This is a genomic window from Intrasporangium chromatireducens Q5-1 (assembly GCF_000576575.1).
In the GTDB taxonomy this organism is placed as follows: Bacteria; Actinomycetota; Actinomycetes; order Actinomycetales; family Dermatophilaceae; genus Intrasporangium_A; species Intrasporangium_A chromatireducens.
This window is the reverse complement of record NZ_AWQS01000004.1, coordinates 24,240-47,927: the sequence shown is the minus strand read 5'-3', so window position 1 is coordinate 47,927 and position 23,688 is coordinate 24,240. Positions and strand designations below refer to the sequence as shown.

Annotated in this window: 24 protein-coding genes; 1 reads left to right on the top strand and 23 read right to left on the bottom strand. The window is 69.6% G+C overall.

Annotated elements, in window-relative coordinates; all coding sequences use genetic code 11:
• Positions 1 to 13: 13 nt before the first annotated feature.
• From N864_RS01090 to N864_RS00990, 21 genes are all read right to left on the bottom strand, one after another.
• Entirely contained in the window at positions 14 to 349 is a 336-nt protein-coding gene (locus N864_RS01090; protein WP_034712362.1) for a HepT-like ribonuclease domain-containing protein, read from the bottom strand.
• Complete coding sequence (locus tag N864_RS01085) at positions 346 to 807, bottom strand: helix-turn-helix domain-containing protein (RefSeq protein WP_034712361.1); 462 nt, start codon at positions 805 to 807, stop codon at positions 346 to 348. Before N864_RS01085 ends, N864_RS01090 begins: the two co-directional genes overlap by 4 nt.
• Positions 785 to 1,870: a phosphotransferase family protein gene (locus N864_RS01080; RefSeq protein ID WP_051518024.1), complete on the bottom strand. Its 1,086-nt coding sequence runs from the start codon at positions 1,868 to 1,870 to the stop codon at positions 785 to 787. The genes N864_RS01085 and N864_RS01080 overlap by 23 nt, the downstream gene beginning before the upstream one ends.
• Before the next feature lie 3 nt (positions 1,871 to 1,873).
• Positions 1,874 to 2,722 (bottom strand): enoyl-CoA hydratase/isomerase family protein, encoded by an 849-nt coding sequence (locus tag N864_RS01075; RefSeq protein ID WP_051518029.1) that lies wholly within the window; start codon positions 2,720 to 2,722, stop codon positions 1,874 to 1,876.
• Positions 2,723 to 2,727: 5 nt separating this feature from the next.
• On the bottom strand, positions 2,728 to 3,549 hold the full coding sequence (locus tag N864_RS01070) for an enoyl-CoA hydratase/isomerase family protein (RefSeq protein WP_081793247.1): 822 nt from the start codon (positions 3,547 to 3,549) through the stop codon (positions 2,728 to 2,730).
• A 10-nt stretch (positions 3,550 to 3,559) separates the two neighbouring features.
• Positions 3,560 to 4,759 (bottom strand): CaiB/BaiF CoA transferase family protein, encoded by a 1,200-nt coding sequence (locus N864_RS01065; RefSeq protein WP_034712359.1) that lies wholly within the window; start codon positions 4,757 to 4,759, stop codon positions 3,560 to 3,562.
• A 27-nt stretch (positions 4,760 to 4,786) separates the two neighbouring features.
• Positions 4,787 to 5,479: an ABC transporter ATP-binding protein gene (locus N864_RS01060; RefSeq protein WP_034712357.1), complete on the bottom strand. Its 693-nt coding sequence runs from the start codon at positions 5,477 to 5,479 to the stop codon at positions 4,787 to 4,789.
• Complete coding sequence (locus tag N864_RS01055; RefSeq protein WP_034712355.1) at positions 5,476 to 6,177, bottom strand: ABC transporter ATP-binding protein; 702 nt, start codon at positions 6,175 to 6,177, stop codon at positions 5,476 to 5,478. The genes N864_RS01060 and N864_RS01055 overlap by 4 nt, the downstream gene beginning before the upstream one ends.
• Entirely contained in the window at positions 6,174 to 7,250 is a 1,077-nt protein-coding gene (locus N864_RS01050) for a branched-chain amino acid ABC transporter permease (protein WP_155892756.1), read from the bottom strand. Before N864_RS01050 ends, N864_RS01055 begins: the two co-directional genes overlap by 4 nt.
• 1 nt (position 7,251) lies before the next feature.
• Positions 7,252 to 8,103, bottom strand: coding sequence for a branched-chain amino acid ABC transporter permease (locus N864_RS01045; RefSeq protein ID WP_034712349.1), 852 nt, complete (start codon positions 8,101 to 8,103; stop codon positions 7,252 to 7,254).
• 81 nt (positions 8,104 to 8,184) lie between these two features.
• Complete coding sequence (locus N864_RS01040; RefSeq protein ID WP_034712345.1) at positions 8,185 to 9,438, bottom strand: ABC transporter substrate-binding protein; 1,254 nt, start codon at positions 9,436 to 9,438, stop codon at positions 8,185 to 8,187.
• A 122-nt stretch (positions 9,439 to 9,560) separates the two neighbouring features.
• A complete protein-coding gene (locus N864_RS01035; RefSeq protein ID WP_051518023.1) occupies positions 9,561 to 10,526 on the bottom strand; it encodes an EamA family transporter in 966 nt (321 codons plus the stop codon).
• Positions 10,526 to 11,311, bottom strand: coding sequence for an enoyl-CoA hydratase-related protein (locus tag N864_RS01030; RefSeq protein ID WP_034712342.1), 786 nt, complete (start codon positions 11,309 to 11,311; stop codon positions 10,526 to 10,528). Before N864_RS01030 ends, N864_RS01035 begins: the two co-directional genes overlap by 1 nt.
• A 35-nt stretch (positions 11,312 to 11,346) precedes the next feature.
• Positions 11,347 to 12,204: a 1,4-dihydroxy-2-naphthoyl-CoA synthase gene (gene menB / locus N864_RS01025; RefSeq protein WP_034712340.1), complete on the bottom strand. Its 858-nt coding sequence runs from the start codon at positions 12,202 to 12,204 to the stop codon at positions 11,347 to 11,349.
• 12 nt (positions 12,205 to 12,216) lie between these two features.
• On the bottom strand, positions 12,217 to 12,975 hold the full coding sequence (locus N864_RS01020) for an SDR family NAD(P)-dependent oxidoreductase (protein WP_034712335.1): 759 nt from the start codon (positions 12,973 to 12,975) through the stop codon (positions 12,217 to 12,219).
• 33 nt (positions 12,976 to 13,008) lie between these two features.
• Positions 13,009 to 13,932 (bottom strand): hydroxymethylglutaryl-CoA lyase, encoded by a 924-nt coding sequence (locus N864_RS01015; RefSeq protein ID WP_034712333.1) that lies wholly within the window; start codon positions 13,930 to 13,932, stop codon positions 13,009 to 13,011.
• Between the two features lie 26 nt (positions 13,933 to 13,958).
• Positions 13,959 to 15,200 carry an acetyl-CoA hydrolase/transferase family protein gene (locus tag N864_RS01010; protein WP_034712331.1) on the bottom strand — a complete coding sequence of 414 codons (1,242 nt, stop codon included), beginning with the start codon at positions 15,198 to 15,200 and terminating at the stop codon, positions 13,959 to 13,961.
• The gene (locus N864_RS01005) at positions 15,197 to 16,396 is read right to left on the bottom strand and encodes a thiolase family protein (RefSeq protein ID WP_034712329.1); all 1,200 of its coding nucleotides are present in this window, start codon (positions 16,394 to 16,396) and stop codon (positions 15,197 to 15,199) included. The genes N864_RS01010 and N864_RS01005 overlap by 4 nt, the downstream gene beginning before the upstream one ends.
• Positions 16,397 to 17,146, bottom strand: coding sequence for an SDR family NAD(P)-dependent oxidoreductase (locus N864_RS01000; RefSeq protein WP_034712327.1), 750 nt, complete (start codon positions 17,144 to 17,146; stop codon positions 16,397 to 16,399).
• A complete protein-coding gene (locus N864_RS00995; protein WP_034712325.1) occupies positions 17,146 to 18,312 on the bottom strand; it encodes an acyl-CoA dehydrogenase family protein in 1,167 nt (388 codons plus the stop codon). Before N864_RS00995 ends, N864_RS01000 begins: the two co-directional genes overlap by 1 nt.
• A 150-nt stretch (positions 18,313 to 18,462) precedes the next feature.
• Complete coding sequence (locus N864_RS00990; protein WP_034712323.1) at positions 18,463 to 19,545, bottom strand: acyl-CoA dehydrogenase family protein; 1,083 nt, start codon at positions 19,543 to 19,545, stop codon at positions 18,463 to 18,465.
• Between the two features lie 107 nt (positions 19,546 to 19,652).
• Between N864_RS00990 and N864_RS00985 the strand changes: the two genes are divergently transcribed.
• The gene (locus N864_RS00985) at positions 19,653 to 20,435 is read left to right on the top strand and encodes a FadR/GntR family transcriptional regulator (RefSeq protein WP_205620833.1); all 783 of its coding nucleotides are present in this window, start codon (positions 19,653 to 19,655) and stop codon (positions 20,433 to 20,435) included.
• 106 nt (positions 20,436 to 20,541) lie between these two features.
• Here the strand turns inward: N864_RS00985 and N864_RS00980 are convergent, their stop codons facing one another.
• Both N864_RS00980 and N864_RS00975 read right to left on the bottom strand, forming a co-directional pair.
• Entirely contained in the window at positions 20,542 to 22,497 is a 1,956-nt protein-coding gene (locus N864_RS00980) for an AMP-binding protein (protein WP_034712321.1), read from the bottom strand.
• Positions 22,498 to 22,500: 3 nt separating this feature from the next.
• Positions 22,501 to 23,676, bottom strand: a complete 1,176-nt coding sequence (locus N864_RS00975; RefSeq protein WP_034712320.1) for an acyl-CoA dehydrogenase family protein — start codon at positions 23,674 to 23,676, stop codon at positions 22,501 to 22,503.
• Positions 23,677 to 23,688 lie beyond the last annotated feature (12 nt).

Here is a 23,688-nt window from a genome sequence, read left to right as displayed (position 1 = left end):
AACGGCCGGCGAACTACCCGGGCAGGAGCGCAGCAACTATCGCCGGGAACTGCACGATCGCCTGCCAGAGGACTTCCTCGTCCGTCCCGTCGTAGTCGTGAGCGATGAAGTTGCGGACGGCTCGGATGCCACGCCAGTCGACGTCGGGGTGCGCCCGGCGGAACGACGCCGGCAGCCGATCGGCAGCAGCTGACAGGTCGATGAGGACTGAGCGGGCGATACGTCGCTGGTCGTCGTCATCCGGATCGGTAAACCTCTCGTGGCCGCGCTCGACGACCCGGCGGGCAGTCACCGCGAACCGGGCGATATCGGCGAGCACAGCCGGTGTGCGATCCAGATCGCCACTCACAGGGCAACGGCCTCGGCGCGGATTCGGTCCATCACGGGGCCACAGCCGCGATCGGAGACAACGTCGACACTGACCTCGAGCAACTCCTCGACATCGACCATGAATCGCGCTAGGTCGAAGACCGACGCGTCCGGCCCCGGATGGACGAGCAGGTCGACGTCCGATCCGGACCCCGCCTCGCCGCGGGCGACCGAACCGAAGACCCTGACGTGGGAGAGCCTGCGCTGCTGTGCTGCCGCGATGATCTCCTCCCGGACCAGCCGGAGGCGAACCAGCGTTGGGATCCGTAGCGCCGCATCGAGCCGCTCGAGCGTCTGGGCAGTCGGAGCGCGACGGCCGTTCTCGTACGCCGCGATATTCGGTTGAGGTATGCCGGAGCGCAAGGCGAGCGCCCGCTGAGACAGTCCCGAGGCCCGCCTCCGCCGTCGCAGCGTCTCAGCGGTCGGTGCCTGCCTCATGCACCCATGATAGCGGGGCGCTATCAGTCATGATGCTGGTGGGCACGAGACCCGCCGATGTCCGCGCAGCGACCAGGAACGACTCGACGAGCGCCTGGTCGCGGTAGTATTCGTCACCCACGCCCTCGATGGCCCGGCGCCGGCCGTACTCGTACAGCACGGCAAGTTTCCACAGCGCCAGCGTCGTGTACCAGCCGAGGTTGCTCAGGTCCGCGCCGGTGACGGCGGCATACCGCTCCGCCAGCTCGCCGCGCGTGGGGTAGCCCTCCTCGAGCACCGCGACCCCAAGCTCCTGCGTGGGTGTCAGCGGCTCGCCAGGGACCGGGTAGGACGCGAGGAAGTAGCCGAGGTCGAAGAGCGGGTCCCCGATCGTGGCGAGCTCCCAGTCGAGGACTGCGGTGATCCGGCCCGGCGGGGCGGCGCCGAGGATGACATTGCCGAGGCGGTAGTCGTTGTGGATGATCGCGGCGCCGGACTCGGGCGGGATACTCGCGGCGAGCCAGGCGTCGACATCCGCGAACTCTGCTGGGGGACGGCCCTCCTCGTCAGCAACCAAGCGGCCCATCCGTCTGAGGTGTCGCGCGTTGAACCCCTCGGGCCGACCCATCTCCCCGAGACCCGCAGCGCGCCAGTCGACCTGGTGCAGCGCGGCGAGCGTGTCCACCAGCGCCAACCCGATCGCGCGGCGGTCCTCCGGCGTCGCCAGGGCGTCGGGGGTCGTGGTGGTGACGACCGGCCCGGCGACATAGCTCATGACGTAGAAGCCGACATCGAGCACCTCGCCCGCGTCGCTCGTGGCGAGCACCTGCGCCACCGGCACGTCACTGCCGTCGAGCGCTGCGATGAGACGGGCCTCCCGGAGCATGTCGTGCGCGCCGGGCGGCACCGGTGGGGGCGGTGGCCGGCGGACGACCACCTGCCGCGTGCCGTCCGACACGAGGTAGGTGAGGTTCGAGTGCCCGTCGCCGATGGCCCTCGTCGTCAGCGGTCCGGAAGTGACGCCGCGCTCCGCCAGGAATGCCTCGAGGGCCCGCAGGGAGTCAGCAGTCCAGTCCCAGACCACGGTTCAGCGCCCCGTGAAGCGCGCCGGGCGCTTCTGCCGGAAGGCCGCGAGCGCCTCCGGCATGTCGGGGCTGCGCGCCAGCATCGTCTGGCCGCGGTTCTCGATCTCGGAGGCGGCGGCATACGAGCTGATCTCCTGGTTGCGCTGCAGGGCCCGCTTGGACACGCGGATCCCTCCCGGCGAGTTCGAGGCGATGCGCGACCCCAGGGCGATCGCCTCGTCCATGAGCTCCGCGGAGGGGACCAACCGGTTGGCGAGGCCGATGCGGACGGCCTCCTCGGCGTGGACGAGGCGCGCCGTGTAGGCGATCTCGGCGGCGCGACCGGGGCCGACGAGCCGGGTCAGCTGCCACGACGTGCCGAGCTCACCCACCGACAGCCCGAGCTTGACGAAGGCGGCGCTGAACTTGGCGGTCGGCGCGACGAGGCGGATGTCGGCTGCCAGGGCGAGGGCGAGCCCGCCACCCGCCGCGGCCCCGTGGATCGCTGCGATGACCGGGAAGGGCAGGTGACGAATGCCGGACATGCCTCCGGTGGCGAGCTCCTGGAACTGGAGGAAGTCTCGGACCCCCATCGTGGTGATGACGTCGATCTCGTCGAGGTCGAAGCCGGCGCAGAAGGCCCGCTCGCCGGCACCTCGGAGAATGAGCGCCCGCGCGTCGCTGTCGCGCAGCGCGTACCCGACGGTGTTGAACTCCTCGAACATCTTCACCGTCTGGGAGTTCATCCGGTCCGGCCGGTTGACCGTCATGACGACGACGCCGTGGTCGAGGACGTCGAGCTTGAGCGTTTCCAGCTCGGGCGGGACGTAGTTGCGCAGGGTCGCGGGCGCCGTGGCGGTGGTCTCAGCCATCTCGGTCACCGGCCCGTGAAGACGGGACGACGCTTCTCCTTGAAGGCCGCCAACGCCTCCGGCATGTCCTCGCCCTGGGTCAGCAGGGCCTGGCCGCGGTTCTCGAGCTCGAGCGCTGCGGCATACGAGGTGACCTCCATGTTGGCCTGCAGGGCGCGCTTCGACATCTGTATGCCGCCGGGTGAGTTCTGCGCGATCAGCTCGGCCATCGCGATGGCCTCGTCGACGAGCGACTCGGCGGGGTGGACGTGGTTGAGCAGCCCGGTGCGCTCGGCCTCCTCCGCGTCGATGAGTCCGGCGGTGTAGGCGAACTCGGCGGCGCGGCCGGGGCCCATGATCCGGGTCAGCATCCAGGAGGCGCCGAGGTCCCCGGCGGACAGGCCGATCCGCACGAAGGCGGCGTTGAACCGCGCATTGGGCGACCCGAGCCGGATGTCGGCGGCGAGCGCGAGGGACAGGCCGCCTCCGGCGGCGGGCCCGTTGACAGCGGCGATGACCGGCACGCGCATCGAGCGGATGGCGAGCAGGCCACGGGCTGCGAGCTCCTGCTGGTCGAGGAACTCCATCGGAGTCATCGACGGCAGCTCCTCGGCGGAGTCGAGGTCGAACCCGGCGCAGAACGCCCGTCCCTCCCCCGTGATGATGAGCACCCGGAGGTCGTCCTCGTGGTTGAGTGCGAAGGCGAGCTCCTCGAACTCCCGGAACATGGTGTTCGTCATCGCGTTCATGCGGTCCGGCCGGTTCAGGGTGGCTACCACGATGCCCGGTCGCGGGCGCTCCACACGGATCGTCTCGAGGACCAGGTCTTTGTCCTGCTGCGTTGTCACGTCGTGCTCCTCACGCGTCGTCAGTCGTTCTTGCCAGGTCCGCGGCGGCGCCGGACTGGGTCCAGCTGCTCACGCGCTCGGTGTCGAGGCCCCAGTCCAGCAGCGCCTCGGTGGTGTGCTCTCCCGGCACCGGGGGCCGGCGGTCGACCGTGGCCGGGGTCCGGCTGAACCGGGGCGCCGGGGACGGCTGGACCAGGCCGTCGACCTCGATGAAGGTGGCACGGGCCACGTGGTGCGGGTGCTTCGGCGCCTCGAGGGCGTCGAGCACCGGAGCGATACAGGGCGTCAACCCTTCCGCCGAGGCCAGCCATTCATCGAGTGTGCGCCTCCTGACGGCGTCGGCGAAGACCACCTTCATCCGCGGCCAGGCACTCTGGTCGTTCTGGTCGGGCAGGTCGTTGGGCAGGTCGAGGAGCCTGACGAGGTCCGCATAGAAGTGCGGTTCCATCGCGCCGACCGACAACCACTTGCCGTCGGCCGTCTCGTAGGCGTCGTAGTAGGGGGCACCCGAGTCGACGATGTTGGTGCCCCGCTCAGGGTTCCACTCCCCGGTCTGGGTGTAGCCGTAGAAGCAGGTCCCGAGCAACGCGGCCCCGTGGACCATGGCGGCGTCGATGACCTGACCCTTGCCTGAGCGTCCCCGCTCGAAGACCGCAGCCAGGATCCCGAGCGCCAGGACCATGCCACCACCACCGAAGTCACCGGCGAGTGCGAGCGGCGGGGTCGGTGGCTCCCCGTGGCGACCGACCATCGACAGCAGCCCACTCAGGGCGACGTAGTTGATGTCGTGCCCCACCGCTTGCGCCAGCGGCCCGTCCTGGCCGAAGCCGGTCATCCGCCCGTAGATGATCGTCGGGTTGCGGGTGGCGCAGTCCTCGGGTCCGATGCCAAGCCGCTCGGCCACCCCGGGCCGGAAGCCCTCCATGATGACATCGGCCTGCTCGACGAGGGAGAGCACGATCTCCGCGCCGTCGGGGTGCTTGAGGTCGACGGCGATCGACCGGCGACCGCGGTTGAGCAGCTCGGTGCGGAAGTTGTCGCTCGGGCCGACCAGCGCAGAACCTGACACCCTGTCGACGCGAATGACATCCGCTCCGAGATCAGCAAGGAGCATGGCGCAGAAGGGTCCTGGTCCGATGGACCCGATCTCGACGACTTTGAGGCCGGCGAGGGGGCCGGTGAAGGCGGGGCGCTGGTCGGGCACCTGCATGGTTTCCTTTCACAGGGGAGCGCGGGCTCAGAGGGCGATCAGTTCCTGGACTTCGCGGCGATCCAGGTCTGCCACCGGCCCGTCGCCGACCAGCTCTCCCTTGCGGAGCGCGAGGTAGCGGCTGGCAAGCTTCTGGATCATCGCGATGTGCTGTTCCACGAGGAGCAGAGCGGTTCCAGTCTCCCGGATCTTCTGGAAGGCGCTGATCAGCTCGTCGATGATGACCGGGGCGAGTCCCTCCGTGGGCTCGTCGAGCATGAGCAGCTTTGGTCCGGAGATGAGGGCACGCGCGATGGCCAGCATCTGCTGCTCGCCGCCGCTGAGGGCAGTTCCCATCCGGTTGGACCCACGCTCGAGATTGGGGAAGAGCTCATAGATCCGCGCCAGGTTCCAGTGGCTCTCCCGACCGGAGGCGCGGCCGAGCATGATGTTCTCCTCGACCGTGAGGTTGGGATAGATGCGCTTGCCCTGCGGGACGAGGCTGACGCCCCGGCCGGTCGGTTCGTAGCTTCTCCGGCCGATCGGGCGGCCGTCGATGAGGATGTGCCCCGTCACGTCGGGGACTCCGTAGACCGACATCAGCGCGGTGGTCTTGCCGGCACCGTTGCGGCCGACGAGTCCCACCGTCTCGCCCTGCTCGATCGCGAACGACACGTCTTGGAGGACGACGGCGCCGTCATACGATGCGCCGATCTTGCGGAACTCGAGCACGGCGCTCATGCGGCACTCCCGAGGTAGGCCCGCACGACGTCCGGGTTGGCGCGAATCTCCGCCGGCTCGCCTGAGGCGAGGACAGTCCCGAGGTTGAGCACCGTGATCCGGTCGCAGGTGCGGAAGACACCGTCTACATCGTGTTCGACGAGCAGCGCCGCCACGCCCCGGTCCTTGCAGAGGTCCCGCACGTGCTGCAGCATCCGGACGGACTCGTCGGCGACGAGTCCTGCGCACGGCTCGTCGAGCAGCACGACACGGGGGCTGCCGATCAGGGCCATGGCAAGGTCGACGGACCGCTGGGTGCCGTAGGCGATCTCGTTGCACACCTGGTCCAGGACCGGTTCCAGTCCCAGAGTGGCCATGAGTCCGTCCAGGTCCGGCTCGTCGTTGCGCCAGGCAACCATCTCGAGTTGGGTGCGAACCGTCATCGAGTTGAACACGCTGGTCCGCTGGAATGATCGTGAGACGCCGTGGTGCCGGCGCCATCCCACCGGGCGGTTCGTGATGTCCTCTCCCTCGAGCAGGACCGTGCCCGACGTCATCCGGGTCCGGCCGGAGAGTGCGTCGATGAACGTCGACTTCCCCGCGCCATTCGGGCCGATGACGCCGTGGACGACGCCGGGCTCGAGTGTGATGTCGACATCGGTGAGCGCCTTGACGGCGCCGTAGCGGACCGTGACTCCGGTGCCTTGGAAGAGGGTCACGGCGAGTTCTCCTTTGCCGAGCGGCGCGCGAGCCGTTTGCGGATGGACGAGATCGAGCCGAGGATGCCCCCGGGAAGGAACATGAGCACCAGGATCAGGGCCAGCCCGGTGTAGAGGTAGAGGTTGCCCGACTGGTTGAACTGCGACTGCGCGACGATGTACAGCAGTGCTCCGAGGATCGGTCCGAGCAGGACGCCGAGACCTCCGACGATCGCCGCAATCAGGGCATCGCCGGCCTTGAGGAAGCTCAGGACGTCCGGCGAGACGTATGCCGCGTTGAGGGCAAACAGGACCCCTCCGACCGAGGCGACGGCGCCGGAGATCGTGAAGGCGAGAACGCGGGGCCAGTACGTGTTGAAGCCCGAGAATCGCATCCGTTCCTCGTTCTCCCGGATGCCCTCCAGAACCGTGCCGAACCGCGAGCGGCCGACCAGCCAGAGACCAAGGGCGCTGAGCACGAGCGCGGTCCACACAACTGGCCAGAAGAGGGCGCCGTTCATCATCTGGGCGACGGACAGCCCGAGGAAGGTCGCGTCGGCGTCGAAGCTGATCTGCAGCCCGTCGAAGGCTCCGGTGTAGGGGATGGCGACGCGCTGGATCGACAACTGGTAGAGCGCCTGCCCCAAAGCAAGCGTCAGCATGAGGAATCCCATCCCCGACGATCGGACGACGAGCAAAGCCATGACGAGGGCGAGGACCGTGCCGCCGACCAAGCCGGTGAGGGCTGCCATCAGTGGGCTCCATCCCCATTGGGTGACGCTGATACCCACGAGGTAGGCGGCTCCTCCGTAGAACGCCGTGTGGCCGAGACTGATCAGCCCGAGGTGCCGGGCGAGGAAGCCGACCGACAGGGCGAGCAGGGCGAGCACGAGGCCGTCGAAGAGCATGCTGATGTAGAACCGGTCGAGCACGATGTAGGGCACGGCCATGCCGGCAGCCAGCACGACGGCCGCGATGACCACGCCTCGCAGGGCGAGTCCGCGGCTGAGGCCCAGCCGGCGCGCGCCCGGACTGACCACTGGGGTGTCACTGGTGGGGGCCGTCGGGCCGGTCGTCTTGGTGGGGGCATTCACGTCAGACCCGCTTTCCGGCGAGCCCGGTTGGGCGCCATAGGAGGACGACGACGAGCGCGACGTAGGGGACCAGCACCGACAGGCTGGGGATCCACACCGAGCCAAGCGTCTGGATGATGCCGAGCGCCATTCCCGCGACCATGGCCCCGCCGATGCTGCCCGCCCCGCCGATGACGACGACGATGAGGACAGTGATGAGGATGCTGATCCCCATGGCGGGGTAGACGCTGACGTATGGTGCCGCAAGCGCGCCGGAGAGCCCGGCGAGCGCTGCGCCGAGGCAGACGACGATGAGGCTCACCCTGTCGACGTTGATGCCGAGGATGCCCGAGGTCTCGACGTCGTGGCTCGCGGCACGGATGTGCAGGCCGACGTCGCTTCGCCGGATCCACTGGACGAGTCCGATGGCGAGGGCCAGGGCGATCCCGATGATGAGCAGCCGGTAGGTCGGGTAGTCAGTCCCGAGGATCGACGTGGTCCCGCCCAGACCGGATGGAGCGTCGACGGACAGGGTGCGCTCTCCCCAGATGAGCACGATGACGCGCTCGATGACCATGGCGGCCCCGAAGGTCACGAGACCGACCTCGATGTGGTTGCGGTGCTGCATCCGCCGGAAGAAGACGAGTTCGAGGACCGCCCCGAGGACGGCCAGGACGACCGGCGCCGCGATGAGCGCAGCCCAGAAGTTGATGTGGGTGCTGACGCTGTAGGCAACGTACGCACCGGCCATGTAGAGCGCTCCGTGGGCGAAGTTCGTGACGCCGCGCAGGCCGTAGATCATGGCCAGCCCGGAGCTGAGGATCATCAGGAGCGATCCGAGCGCTATGCCGTTGAGCACTTGAGCAAAGTTCATGGCGAGCCTGTCCGAGAGTGGTGCCGAAGGTGAGGTGGCCGGCCCCCGCCGACGCGGCGCCGGGGGGCCGACCACCGCGGGTCAGGACAGCTTGCAGGCCGGGTCCGGCGCGGGGGCGGTGACGGAGCCGTCGGCCTCGTGGACGATCTTCCAGCCCAGCCCCCCGATCCCGTTGGGATCCTTGACCACTTGACCGAGGTACGAGGAGCGAATCAGCTGGTGGTCGGCGCCACGCATGGTCACCTTGCCGACGATGCTGTCGAAGCTGAGGCCGTTCAGCGCGTCGCGGACCTTGATCGGGTCGCCGCTGTTGGCCTTCTTGATGCCCTCGAAGAGCGTCTGCGCGGCCAGGTAGTTGTCGGCGACGACGTAGTACGGCTTCGAGCCGCCGTGCTTCGCGGCCCAGTCCGTGACGAACTTCTGGTTGAGCGGGTTGTCGGAGCTGACGTCGTAGCCGAGGTTGTTGTAATAGCCGACGACCTTGTCGCCGAGAGCCTTGAACAGCGGCTCGGAGACCATGTTGAAGCCGAGGATCGTGTTGAACTTCTCGTTCAGCTTGAACTGCGCGGCCTGGTTGACGAAGGCGACGCCGTCGGCGCCGTACTCGACGGCGAAGAGCGCGTCGGCGTCGCTCTGCTGGAGCTTGGTGATGTAGCTGCCGAACTCTGTGGTGTTGAGCGGGGCGTACTGCTCGAGGACGACCTGCTTGCCGGCCTTGGCGGCGGCCTCCTTGAAGACCTTGGCCGAGGTGTGCCCCGTCGAGTAGTCGACGGCCTGGATGGCCCACTTCTTGCCCGGTAGCTTCGCCAGGGCCTCGGCCACTGCGTTCATGTCCATCGAGGTGCTCTGCACGACGCGGAATGCGTTGGCCTTGCAGTCCTTGCCGGTCAGCGCGTCGTCCTTGCCAAGGCCGTTGAACTCGAGGGCGCCAAGCCCGGCCAACTGGGCGTCGAGGGCGCCGTGCTCGGTCGAGGTCATGACGGCCCCGATGAACTTGGCGCCCTTCTGGGTGACAGCCTCCCGAGCCGCTCGCAGGGTGGTCGCCGCCGTGGCGTCGGTGTCCATCTTGATGAGCTCGATCTTGTGCCCGGCCACGCCACCGGCGGCGTTCGCCTCGTCCGCGGCGAACTGCCACGCGTCTGCAGCGTCGGAGCCGAACTGCGCCAGCGCGCCGCTCGACGGAGGGATCAGGGCGACCTTGATGGTGCTGCCTGCCGCGTCGGCGCCACCCGCACCGCCAGAGGTTGCCGCACCGCCCGGCGTGCCACAGGCAGCGACCAGGCCTCCGAGGACCAGGACCGAGAGCGCGGGGAAGAGCTTCTTCGTCACGTTCATAACTCCCAGGGGATCGTGGAGCCACCTGGGCCCCGGTTCGAGCGCGTCACATCGATGTGTATTGCGCCATCCCACTATGGTCTGATTATTCGACCTTCGGCATCCCCCGAAAGGGTGATCTCTCATCCCCCGATGGGTGGAGGCGCGGTGGGGACGCGTTCGCGAACCCGGCTGACGGCCAAGGACTGCCTGGCGCCGTGCCGTTCGCCCGAGACGATGAGGATGACCGACGCGACGACGACGCCACCGCCGATCAGCACCGGGCTGGTCACCGGCTCGCTCCGCACCAGCCATCCGAGGAAGACGGCCACGACCGGGTTGACATACGTGTGCGTCGCAACGAGCGAGATCGGGGCGTGGTCGAGGAGCCACGCATAGGCCGTGAATCCGATGACGGACCCCACGACGACGAGATACGCAAGGGCGCCCCAGGCCTGGGGGCCGAGGTTTGCATGCAGGTCTTCCCCCGAGAGCACGCCGGCCAGGCCGAGGACGGTGCCGGCAGTGAGCATCTGGTAGGCCGAGCTCACGAATACGTTGCGGGGCAACCAGATTCGAGGCTGAATCCATGAGCCGAAGGACCAGGAGACGCTGGAGATGAGGATGACCACGACGCCCAGGAGTGGCAGCACTCCCCCACCGCGGTTGCGCAGAACGAGGATCGCGAGCCCGACCAGCCCCATGACGATCCCGAGCGTGCTCAGTGCAGACGGACGGTCTCCGGCGATGGTGCGATAGACCGCCACCCAGACCGGCACGATGGCGATGAGCAGCGCCGTGACCCCCGACGGAACGCCTTGCAGCTGGCCCAGCGCGGTCATGCCGTTGCCGACGGCGAGCAGGAGCAACCCGAGGAACGCGACGCCCAGGGCCTCCCCGCGTGTCAGGCGGAACTGCCGCACGCCACCGCGTACCGCGAGGAACAGGCCCATGATCGCTGCCGCCAGGACGAACCGCAGTCCCATCGACACGAGGGGCGGCGCCTCGTCGACGACGAGTCGGATGCCGAGGTAGGTCGATCCCCAGATGAGGTAGACGAGGCCGAGCGCGAACCAGACCTGCCTTTTGCTCGCCCGTCCCCCGGCCACTACGAGAACTTCGGCGGGCGCTTCTCGAGGAAGGCGGTGATGCCCTCCTTCGCCTCGCCCTCCTCGAAGAGCCGCTGTTCCTGGGCGACCTCGAAGCGGAAGCCGTCCTCGAGGCTGGTGTCGAAGGCCGCATCCACACAGCGGATGACGGCGGACTGGGCGGGCAGCGACATCTCGAGGAGTGTGTCAGCGAGCTGGAGCGCCGCCTCGAGCGCGGTCCCTTCTGGGACGAGACGGTCGACGAGTCCCATCGTCAGCGCCTCGTCTGCGGGGACCTGACGTGCCGTGAGCATCATGCCGAGCGCTCGCCCGCGCCCGACCAGGCGCGGGAGCCGCTGGGTGCCACCGGCACCGGGGATGAGGCCGAGGCTGACCTCGGGCAGACCCAGCCGTGCACCGTTGCCCGCCACCCGCAGGTGGCAGGCCATCGCGAGCTCCAGGCCGCCGCCGAGGGCGAGGCCGTCGATGGCGGCGATCGCGATCCAGGTGTCCCCGGCGAGCCGGTCGAGCACCCCCCGCAGGGCATCCCCGTATGCCGTGAACGACGTCGCGTCGACGGTGGCCATGTGCTTGATGTCGGCTCCCGCGGCGAAGAACCCGGGCAGGCTCGAACTCACGATGACGACCTTGATGTCGCCGCGTGCCGAAGCGGAGTCGAGCGCCTCGGTCAGGCCCTCGATGATCGGCAGACCGAGGGCGTTGGCCCGAGGGCGCTGGAGCGTCACGACGAGCACGCCGGGGGTGGCGACGTGCCAGGCTACCGCGGGTTCTGGGGTGTCGGTCATGGGTCGGTCCTCTGTGATCGGGGCGGTTGCGCTTTTCATGGCCGCCGGGGGAACTTCTCGAACTCGGGGCGCCGCTTCTGCTTGTAGGCCTCGCGCCCTTCCTTCGCCTCGTCCGTGGCGTAGAAGAGGAGGTTCGCGTCGTGCGCCAGCTGCTGGATGCCGGAGATCCCGTCCTCGGCCGCGTTGAAGCTCGCCTTCATCAGGCGCAGGGCGAAGGGCGACATTGCGAGCATCTCGCGACACCAGGCAACGGTCTCGGCCTCGAGGTCCGCGAGCGGCACGACCGTGTTGACGAGACCCATCTGCCGGGCCTCGTCGGCGGTGTACTGCCGGCACAGGAACCAGATCTCCTTGGCCTTCTTGGGCCCCACGAGGTCGGCCAGGAGCCCGGCACCGAAGCCGCCGTCGAAGGATCCGACCCTGGGGCCGACCTGGCCGAACCGGGCGTTGTCGGCGGCGATCGTCAGGTCGCAGACGAGGTGCAGGATGTGTCCGCCCCCGATGGCGTAGCCGGCGACCATGGCCACCACCGGCTTCGGCAGACGCCGGATCTGCACCTGCAGGTCGGTGACGTGGAAGCGGCCTACGCTGCCCTGTCGACCTGGGTCGGTCAGGTAGCCGGTGTCACCTCGGACGTTCTGGTCCCCGCCGGAGCAGAAGGCGTCGGGCCCCTCCCCGGTGAGGACGATGACGCCGACCGAGCCGTCCTCGCGAGCGTCGACGAGGGCGTCCGAGACCTCCATCAGGGTCTGCGGGCGGAACGCGTTGCGGACCTCCGGGCGGCAGATCGTGATCTTGGCGATCCCGTCGCCGGAGTGCTCGTAGCGGATGTCCTCGTAGTCGCCGTGAGCGGTCCACGTGACCGCGGCGGGGACCGGTTCAGGTGTCGTCACGGGCTGTCCCGGTCAGGCCATCGTCAGGCCGCCGCTGACCGACAGCGTCTGGCCCGTGATGAACTCGGTGGCGTCTGAGGCGAAGAAGGCCACGGCCGCACCGACGTCGCTCGGCCGCCCGAGCCGCTTCATGGGCACGGCCCCGACCATCCCGGCGAGCACCTTGTCGGCGTCGCCACCGGAGGCGTCGGCGAACTTGCGCAGCGCTGGGGTGTCCGTCGGGCCGGGGCAGACCGTGTTGACGGTGACGCCCTTCCTCGCGACCTCGCGGGCCAGGGTCTTGCTGAAGGCGATGATCCCGCCCTTGGCGCCGGAGTAGACGGCCTCGAGGGACGAGCCGACACGGCCGGCGTCGGAGCCGATGTTGATGACACGGCCCCAGCCGCGCTCGACCATGCCGGGCACGACGGCCTGGCTCACCCGGAGGGCCCCCTTGAAGTTGATGTCGAGGATCTTGTCCCAGAAGTCCTCGTCGGTCTGCAGGAACGTCATGAAGTCGTCCCATCCGGCGTTGTTGACGACGACCTCGACCGGGCCGAGCTGCTCGGTGACGGCGGTGACGGCGGACTGCACCGAGGCGGTGTCGGTGATGTCGATCCCGACGGCGATGGCCTGGCCGCCATTGCCGACGATCTCGGCGACGGTCTTGTCGGCGGCCTCGGTGTTGAGGTCGGCGACGGCGACGCGGAACCCGGCGGCGCCGAGCGCCATGGAGATTCCCTTGCCGATTCCCTGGGCACCGCCGGTGACGAGTGCTACTCGGTTGCTCATGGTGTCTTCTCTCTGCTCGGGTGTCGGTGGACGTCAGGAGGCGCTGGGCGCCCAGTTGATGGCGCCGGCGATGATGGAGTGGCTGGTCAGCTTGCGCCCGAGGACGGCCTGGGCCTCGCGCGCCGACGCGATGACGCCCTCGAGGTCGAGGCCGGTCTGCACGCCCATCTCGTGGAACATGCTGACGAGGTCCTCGGTGGCGATGTTGCCGGTGGAGCCGGCCGGCACGGGGCAGCCGCCGAGCTCCCCGAAGCTCGACTCGAAGCTGGCGCACCCGGCCTCGAGCGCGGCATAGGCGTTGGCGAGGCCCTGGCCGCGCGTGTTGTGGAAGTGCGCGGTGATCTCCACGCCCGGCAGCCGCTCGATCGCCGCTCGGAAGAAGTCACCGGCGTAGGCCGGGTTGCACATGCCGGTGGTGTCACCGAAGCCGAGCTCGGTGGCCCCGGCCTCGGCGAAGCGCTCGGCCAGGTCGAGCACGCGGGTCATCTCGACCTTGCCTTCGTAGGGGCAGCCGAACGACGTGGCGATGACGGCCGCGCAGTCGAGCCCCTCCGCGACGATCCGCCTGGCGATGACGTCGTTGTCGGCCATGCTCTCGGCGACCGTGCGGTTGACGTTCTTCTTGTTGTGGGTCTCCGACGCGCTGACGAAGATCGCGACCTCGTGGAACTTGTCGCGCTGCTTGAGGGCGTTGTCCAGACCCCGGCTGTTGGGCACGAGCACCATGAGCCTGACGTCGGCGGGCACGTCGATGCGGTTCAGCACCTCGACGCCGTCGGCGAGCTGCGGGATCACGTCGGGCCGCACGAAGCTGGCGACCTCGATCCGCTTGAAGCCGGCCCGGCCGAGCGAGTTGATGAGGCGGACCTTGTCATCGGTCGGGATGCTCTCGGGCTCGTTCTGGAAGCCGTCCCGCGGGCCGACCTCCCGGATCTGTACTGACGTGGGGCGCGTCATGGCGCCTCCCCTCTCGTTGGGCGTCGTCATGACGCGAGTTCCATGGTCCGACAAGCCTCTTGCAGCTCGTCCCGATGCTCGGGGGCCGCCACCGCGGCCAACCGCAGGGCCCGCTGGTGCAGCGAGGCGCCACGCAGCTCGGCCACCCCGTGCTCGGTGACGACGAAGTCGACATCGGCCCGGGCGGTCGTGACCGCGCCGAAGTCGAGAGCCGGCTTGATCGACGACACCTCACGGTTGGTCGAGGGCAGCGCGATGATCGAGCGGGCCCCGGTCAGGGCCGCCGCCCGCGAGAAGTCGACCTGCCCGCCGACGGCCCCAACATAGGTGCGCCCCGCGACCTCCGCGCCGACCTGGCCGGTGAGGTCGACCTCGATGGCCGAGTTGACCGACACGAGCGTGGACAGCTGCGACAGCACCGCGGGACTGTGCGTGTAGCTGGCGGGACGGAACTCGATCGGCAGGCCCTCGATGCGGTCGTAGAGGCCCACGGCCGTGCCGAGCGCAGCCCCGGTGACGAGCACTCCGGGGTCGATCTCCTTGCGGGCGCCGGTCAGCGTGCCGCTGTCGACGAGCCGCACCACCGCATCCGACACCATCCCCGAGTGCAGGCCGAGGTCCCGGTGCCCGCCGAGCGCGTCGAGCACCGCCGACGGCAGCGACCCCACGCCGACCTGGATTGTGTCCCCGTCCTCCACCAGTGCGGCCACGTGACCGGCGATGGCCAGCTCCACCGGCCCGACAGGCCGGTCGGGCGCCTCGCGCAACGGCCGGTCCGTCTCGACGACGGCGGCGAAGCGGGACAGCGGGATGCGTGCGGAGCCCCGCGTGGGCGGCATACGGCGGTTGACCTCCGCGATGAGGACGGGCGTGTGGGCGACCGCGTCGGCGACGTAGTCCACACCGACCCCGAGCGAGCACATCCCGTCGGTGTCGGGGGGCGACACTTGCACGAGACCGACGTCGGCGGGCAGCCGGCCCTCCGCGAAGAGGCGCGGCAGCGCCGCGTAGTGGCACGGCACGACCTCGAGGCGCCCCTGCTTGCTCAAGGCCCGCAGCTCGCCGAGCCCGCCGTAGGACACCACGGTCACCTCGGGAGGCAGCTCGCGGGTGAGCCGGCGGTCCCACGTCAGGCCCACGAAGACCCGCAGCGCCCCGAGGTCGGCGGCCTGGTCGAGCAGCGCGTGCACGAGCGGGGTCGGCTCTGCGCTCGTCTGGCTCCACCAGATCCCGGCGCCGGGCGGTATGTGCGGCCGCAGGTCGATCATCCGTCGACCCGCTGCACGAGGGTCGCGGTGCCGAGGCCGCCGCCGCAGCACATCGTGACGAGGCCGATCTCGGCGTCGCGCCGCTCGAGCTCGGCGACGATCGTGGCGATGAGCCGGCCACCCGTCGCACCGACGGGGTGCCCGAGCGCGATGGCGCCGCCGTTGACGTTGACCCGGTCCATGTCGGGCTTCAGCTCGCGCTCCCACGCGATCACGACGGAGCTGAACGCCTCGTTGATCTCGACGAGGTCGATGTCGGCCATCGTCAGGCCGTTGCGCTCCAACAGCTTGCGGGTCGCCGGGATGGGGCCGGTCAGCATGATGATCGGATCCACCCCGACCGTCGTCTGGTCGAGGATCCGGGCACGGGCGAGCAGCCCGTGCTCCCGCGCCGCCTCCCGCGAGGCGAGGAGCACGCCGGAGGCGCCGTCGCAGATCGGCGACGACGAGCCGGCCGTGATCCTGCCGTCCTGGCGGAAGGCCGTCTTCAACCCGGCCAAGGTCTCCATCGAGGTTCCCGGGCGGACCGCCTGGTCGCCATGGCGGACCTCGCCGTCGAGCTCCCACGGCACCAGCTCCGCGTCGAACCGCCCGGCCTCGATGGCCGCGGCCGCCAGCGCGTGCGAGCGCACTGCGAACTCGTCCATCTCCGCGCGACTGATCCCCCACCGGTCGGCGATGAGCTCGGCGCTCTCGCCCTGGCCGACGAAGTCGTAGCGGTCGCGCAGCTCCTGTGGCCACGGCTCACCGAAGAGCTCGGAGATCTTTGCGGGCGAGTTCATCGGCACGTGGTGCATGTGCTCGACGCCCCCGGCGATGACGACGTCGTGGGTGCCGCTGCCGACGAGGGCCGCGCCCATCTCGACCGCGGTCTGCGCCGAGCCGCAACGCCGGTCGAGGGTCACGGCGGGCACCTCGGGCGGGAAGCCCGCCTGCAGCCATGCGTTGCGGCCGACGTTGCGGGACTGCTCGCCGAAGGGTGCGGTGCACCCGACGACGAGGTCCTCGACGACCTCAGGCGCCAGGCCCGAGCGGTGGAGCAGCTCGGTGTAGACCCGTCCCAGGATCTCGTTCGGGTGGATGTCGCGATACCAGCCCCGCTCAGGGTGCGACTTGCCCATTGGGGTGCGCACCGCCTCAGCGATGAGGACTTCACGCGAGTTCGCGAGGAAGGGGCTCGTCGTCGTCTTGGCCATTCAGATCACCGTCCCACCGTCGACGGGCAGCACCTGGCCCGTGATGTACGACGCGCCGTCCGACGCGAAGAAGACGAAGCTCGCCGAGATCTCGTCGGGCTCGGCCCAGCGGCCAAGCGGAATGCGCGCGAGGGTCATCGCCGACAGCTTCTCGTTGTCGCGGATGTTCTGCGTCATGGGCGTCGCCGCCAGCGGCGCGATCGCGTTGACCTTGATCTGGCGACGGGCGAGCTCCCTGGCGAGGGACTTCGTCAGCCCGATGATGCCGGCCTTGGCGGCGCCGTAGTTGGCCTGACCGATCGTGCCGACGAGACCAGCGGCCGACGTGACGTTGATGATGCGACCGGTGCCGTCGTCGGGCAGGAGCGGCAGCGCCGCCTTGCTGCAGACGAAGCTGCCGACGAGGTGGATGTCGACGATCCGGCGGAAGTCCTCCTCGGTGAGGTTCGCGACCATCGCCGGCGCGATGGCGCCCGCGTTGTTGACGAGGATGTTGAGGGTGCCGTCGCCGAGCCCGGCAGCCTTCGCGACCGCCTCGGCCGCCTGCCCGGCGTCCCGCACGTCGAGGACGAAAGACTCCGCCCGGCCGCCGCTGTCGCGTATCGCCGTCGCGATGGCAGCGGCGGCCTCCCCGTTGACGTCGGTGACGAGGACGGCGGCGCCCGCGGCCGCGAAGGCCTGGGCTACCGAGGCGCCGATGCCACTGCCAGCGCCGGTGACGAGGGCGGTGCGGCCGGTGAGGTCGAACATCAGTAGCTCCTGGGGAGGCCGAGCACGTGCTCGCCGAGGTAGTTGAGGATCATCTCCTGGCTGATCGGAGCGATCCGGGTGAGCCGGGCCTCACGGAAGTACCGAGCGACGTGGTACTCCTCCGAGTAGCCCATCCCGCCGTGCGTCTGCAGGGCGCGGTCGGCCGCGTCGAAGCCGGCGTCCGCGCACAAGTACTTGGCCGTGTTGGCCTCGCGCGCGCACGGCCGGCCGTTGTCGTAGAGCCAGGTCGCCTTGCGCAGGACGAGCTCGGCGGCGTCCAGCCGCGCGAGCGAGTCGGCGAGTGGGAACTGGATGCCTTGGTTCTTGCCGATCGGGCGACCGAAGACCTCTCGGTCGTTTCCGTAGCGGACCGCGGCACGCAGGGCCGCGCGGCCGATGCCCAGCGCCTCGGCCGCCACGAGCATCCGCTCGGGGTTGAGCCCGTCGAGGATGTACTTGAAGCCCTTGCCCTCCTCGCCGACCCGGTCCTCGACGGGGATGTGCAGATCGTCGATGAACAGCTCGTTGGACGTGACGGCGTTGCGGCCCATCTTCCTGATCGGGCGCACGTCGATCGCCGAGCGGTCGATGTCGGTGAGGAAGAGGGTGAGCCCGTCGGTCTTCTTCTGCACGTCCTCGAGCTTGGTCGTGCGGGTGAGGAGCAGAACCTTCTCGGACTCGACCGCCTTGGAGATCCACACCTTGCGCCCGTTGACGACGTAGTGGTCGCCGTCCCGCCGGGCGAAGGTCGTGATCCGGGTCGTGTCGAGGCCGGCGCCGGGCTCGGTCACGCCGAAGCACACGTGCAAGTCGCCGTTGACGATCCGGGGCAGGGTCCGGGCCTTGAGCTCCTCGGAGCCGTGCACGATGACGGGGTGCATCCCGAAGATCGACAGGTGCATCGAGCTCGCGCCGTTCATCCCGGCACCCGAGGCGGCGATCTCCTCGAGGATGATCGAGGCCTCGGTGATCCCGAGCCCGTGCCCGCCGTAGTCCTCCGGCGTCGTGATCCCGAGCCAGCCGCCCTTGGCGAACTCGTCGTAGAACTCGCTCGGGAACTCGTGCGCCCAGTCCTTCTCGAGCCAGTACTGGTCGTCGAAGCGGCCGGCCAGCTCACGGACCGCCTTGCGGATCTCCGCTTGGTCATCGGTCAGGTCAAAGTCCACCGTGGCATCCCATCTGCGCGCATCGTCGTGACAAGAAGTATTATAAAGGACTGACCAAAGTGTCAACCGTCGAGAGCGTGACCGAGGCCTCACCCGCGGGCTGTGGCGTGCCACCCACCCGCTGCCGTATGCCGCCGGGAGGGTTCTCGCTCAGCCCCGCGGGACGAGGGGCAGCGCGGCCGCGATCCGCTCGTTCCACGCGGTGGTCGACCCGTAGAGTCGCTCGTTGAGCTTGACCCGCTTGTAGAGCAGGTGCAGGTCGTGCTCCCACGTGTAGCCGATGGCGCCGTGCATCGTCAGCGCCGAGTCGGCGGCCTTCGATGCGTCGCGGCAGACCTGCGCCTTGGCGATCGCTGCGTGCACGGCTCGTTCCGAGTTGCCGTCGTCGACCGAGGAGGCCGCAAAGTAGGCGATGGACCGGGCCGCCTCGACCGAGACGAGCATCGACGCCGCCGCGTGCTTCACCGCCTGGAAGGAGCCGATCGGCACGCCGAACTGCTTGCGCTGCAGGCTGTAGTCCACCGCCATTTCGAGCATGCGCTCCATGGCACCCAGGCTGTCGGCCGCGACGAGCGCCGCCGAGCGCAGGGCCGCCTCGGCCAGCAGGGCGTCCGCGTCGACGTCGAGTCGGGTTCCCGCGGCGGCGGTCAACGCAACGGTCGCGACGGAGCGGGACCGGTCGAGCAGGTCGTGCGGTGTCAGGGTCACGCCCTGGTCCGACGCGTCCACGAGGTGGAGCGCTAAGCCGTCCGCGCCGGTCGTGGGGACCACGAGGCGGGCGGCCCGATCCGCCCCGAGCACCGACTCGACCCGGCCGGTCAGGTTGCCGTCGGTGTCCAGATGGCACGACCCGTCAGTCCCCGCCGCGTCGACGGGGCGACCGGCATCGACGACAAGGGTGGCGAAACCGCCCCCCGACAGGACGTCGGCCGCGACGTCGTCCGGAAGGGCCGGGAGGGCGAGGACCGAGGCCGTCCACGCGGCCGAGGGGGCGGCACGGCGCGCGAGTTCCTCGGCGGTCAGCGCGGTCTCCAGCAGCCCGCCGCCCTGCCCGCCGCGCTCCTCGGTCGTCCCCACCGCGAGCCAGCCCTCGTCGGCGAGCCGCTTCTCGAACTCGGACGGGTCGCCGGTGGCGAACCAGCCCCGGACGGTGTCGGACGGGGCAACCTTCTCGACCCAGCCCCGGAGTGACTCCCGGAAGAGGTCCTGCTCCTCGGCAAGCTCCCAGCGCACGCGCCTCACTCCTCCCAGTCCCGCGAAGGACTACTCTCCACAATACGGCCATTCGATGACTAGAATGGTACCTTAGGTCAGACCGTTAAACCACAATGGATGGGACAATGATGAGCAACGCCCCCGAGACGACCGTCAGGCAAGGGCGATCCGCGATCCAGCTGGCGCCGATGGAGGTGCCCAAGGCCTCCGACGTGCTGGCCGGCAACCTGCGCGAGCGGATCCTCAGCGGCGAGTTCGTCGAAGGCACCCCCCTGCCGCCGGAGCGCGAGCTCGTGACGCAGACCCGGATGAGCCGCACAACGGTCCGTGAGGCGCTGCGCATCCTCGAGGTCCAGGGCCTGGTCCGCATCAAGGCCGGGCGCGCCGGCGGGGCCTTCGTGCAGCGCCCGGGCGAGGAGGACATGGCGCGCAGTGTCGGCCTGCTCATCCGGGGTCGGCAGATCCGCTTGTCGGCCCTGCTGGAGACCCGCGAGGCGATCGAGCCCTCGTGTGCCCGGCTCGCCGCCCTGCACCGTACCGATGAGGACCTCGTCGTGATCGAGGCCGCGAACGACGCGATCGCCGGGTCGGGCACCGACCTGGCCGGCTTCCTGCAGGCCAACGTCGACTGGCACGTGGCGGTCGCGACGGCCAGCCACAACGAGCTGCTCACCGGCCTGATGATGGCACTGCAGAAGGCGATCTACACCTCGACGGAGAACGAGTCCTTCGTCGACGAGGAGGTCCGCAGGACCGCAGTCCGGGCCCACCGCACCATCACCAACGCGATCCGCGACCGCGACCCGGACGCCGCGGTGCGCCGCATGTCGCGGCACGTGCACTCCTACGCGAAGGCGCTCCTGGCGGTCGACAAGCGCACCGAGATCGACATCCCGGACGCGGACTGACGGACGCACGACGTCGTATGCCGCTGGGCCCCGGCCCAGCGGCATACGACGTTCTCTGCCTGGCGCAGGCGCCGGCGGGCTCAGCAGCCCGCAGGCGCCGGAGGGCTCAGCGGGGCTGGTCCACGACGGCACGGATCTCGTCGATCGCCTCGGGGTTCTCGGCGCCCGAGAGGTCGCCCGGGTCGGTGCCGAGCGCAGCGGCCCGGATCGCCCGCCGCAGGATCTTGGCGGACCGGGTCTTGGGCAGCCGCTCGATCCGGTGCACCTGGCTCGGCGCGAAGGGCTTGCCGAGCTCCTTGGCGACCATCGCCTTGAGCTCCTCGGAAACGTCCTGCGTGGAGTCGGGCCGCGGAACCCAGAAGGCCCAGACCGCCTCACCCTTCTTGGCGTCGGGGACCCCGACGGCGGCCGCCTCCGACACCGCCGGGTGGGTCACCATGACCGCCTCGACCTCGGCCGGGGCAAGCCGCTTGCCCGCGACGTTCATGACGTCGTCGCTGCGACCGCGGATGTACCACTGGCCGTCCTCGACGAGCGCGTAGTCGCCGTGCCGCCACATGCCGGGGAAGGTCGACCAGTAGGCCTCGAGGTAGCGCTCCTCGTCCTTCCAGACCCCCCGGGTCATCGACGGCCAGGGCTGGCGGCAGACGAGCTCGCCCACCTCGCCCCGGATCGAGCGACCGGCGTCGTCGACGACGTCGACGTCCATGCCGAGCGAGGGGCCTCCCAGCGAGCAGCTCCGGATGGGCTCGACCGGGTACGGCGCGAGGAACGACCCACCGACCTCCGTGCCGCCGGAGAAGTTGATGACCGGGATGCGGCCACCGAAGAGGTCCCTCGCGAGCCACTCGTAGGAGTCGGGGTCCCAGGGCTCCCCCGTCGAGCCGAGGACGTGGACCGAGGAGAGGTCGAACGGCTCGGACTGCCCCTGCTCGGTCAGTCGCAGGGTCCGGATCAGAGTCGGTGACACCCCGAGCATGGTCACCCGGTGCTTCTCGACGAGTCGCCAGAGCCGGTTCAGGTCCGGCACGTCCGGAGAGCCTTCGTAGAGCAGCAGGGTCGCCCCGTTGGCGTGGGTGCCGATGATCGACAGGGGTCCCATCACCCAGCCCATGTCGGTCACCCAGCAGAAGACGTCGCCCGCGCTGACGTCAAAGGAGTAGGCGACCTCGCTCGCCGTCTTGAGCAGGAAGCCGGCATGCGTATGGACAGCGCCCTTGGGCCTGCCTGTCGTGCCGGACGTGTACGCCAACAACAGGGTGTCGCTCGCCTCCAGGAGCTCGACATCGCCCGGATCCGACCGCGATGCAATCAGGTCCGTCCACATGATCTCGCGACGACCGGACACCGGCTTGCTGTCGGCGGGTGCGGCCGCTCCGAGGTTGTCGACGACGATGACGTGCTCGACGCTCGGACAGGACCCGAGCGCCTCCTCGAGGAGTGGCTTCATCGCGACGACCTTGCGACGGCGCACCGTGCCGTCGGCGACGACGACCGCCTTGACGTCGGCATCCTGCAGCCGTGTGGCGATCGCGGTCGGCGCGAACCCGGAGAAGAGCGGGACGAGGACGGCGCCCAGCCGCGCCACGGCATACAGCGAGACGACCGCCTCGGGGACCATCGGCAGGAACACGGCGACGGCATCGCCCTTGCCGATCCCGAGGTCGCGCAGACCGGCGCTCGCGCGCTCGACGAGACCGGTCAGCTCTCGGTAGGTCAGGGTGACGACCGTGCCGTCCTCGCTCTCGTGAACGACCGCCAGCCGGTCGGCGACGGCCGGGTCGTCGCGCCACCGTCCGAGACAGGCGTCGACGATGTTGAGCCGCCCCCCGACGAACCACTCCGGGTGCTCGATGCCCCGGCCCAGGTCGAGGACCTGCGTGTAGGGGGTGCGGAAGGGCAGGCCGAGGTCCTTGACGACGGCGTCCCAGTACCACCCGACGTCGGCGACGGACTTCGCGCGCAGCTCGGGCAGGCCGGCCAGACCGTTGGCCCGGGCCAGGCGCGTGACGTTGGCGCGCTCCACGTAGTCGGTGGACGGGTTCCAGACGTAGTCGGACACGGCTCAGCTCCTCGGCATGCCGAGCATCCGCTCGGCGACGATGTTGCGCTGGATGAAGGTCGATCCCCCGGCGATCGCGCTGCCGCGGGACTGGTAGGCCAGACGCAGCCATCGGGCCGCGCCCTGGTCCGGGTCGTCGAGCCCGAGCTGGCCGCCGAGCGGCTCGAGGGCGAGCCGGAAGTCGGCCAGGTCGTCCACGAGGGGGCAGAAGTAGAGCTTGCCGATCGAGGTGACCGGGCCTGGGGCGCCGCCACCCGCGGTGGAGGTGACGACCCGCTGGCCGATGAGGTAGTGGATGAAGGCTCGGCCGTAGAGGTCGGCCACTTTCTGGCGCACCGCGGTGGACTGCCCGAGCGGGCGCCCCGAGTCGTCGACCATCTCGCGGATGTCGTCGATGATCTCCTCGACCGCCTGCTTGGTGTTGACCCGGCCAGTCGCGATGGCGACCCGCTCGTAGGACAACGTCGCCATCGTGACCTTCCACCCGCCGTCGACCTCACCGACGACGAGGTCGTCCGGGATGAAGACGTCGTCGAGGAACACCTCGTTGAACTCTGCCTCCCCGAGCATGTGCTGGAGCGGCCTGACCGTGACGCCGGCCGAGTCCATCGGCAGGAGGAAGTAGGTGATCCCCTTGTGCCGCGGGCCTCCCCCGGTGCGGGCGAGGAGGATGGCGTTGGACGCGAGATGGGCACGGCTCGTCCAGATCTTCTGCCCGTTGATGAGCCAGCCGCCGTCGACCCGGGTCGCCTTGGTCCGCAGGGAGGCGAGGTCGGAACCGGCCTCGGGCTCCGAGAAGAGCTGGCACCAGATCTCCTCGCCGGTGAGGATCGGACGCAGGAAGCGTTCCTTCTGAGCCTCGGTGCCGAAGTCGATGATCGTCGGGCCCGCGAGGTTCTCGCCCAGGATGTTGAGCGGCTCGGGCGCTCCGGCCCGGTCGAGCTCCTCGCCCCAGATGGCGCGCCGGATCGGGTCCGCGCCCTGCCCGCCGTACTCGACCGGCCACGACATGCCGGCGTGCCCGGAGTCATAGAGCATCCGCTGCCACTGGCGCCAGAACGGAGCGCGTTCGACGAGGTCGACAGGCTGCGGCCAGGGCAGCTGTGGCAGCGCCGAGGCCAGCCACTCCCGGACCTCGGTCCGGAACTGCGCCTCCGTCGGGGAGTCGGTCAGGTCCATCAGCCGCCCTTT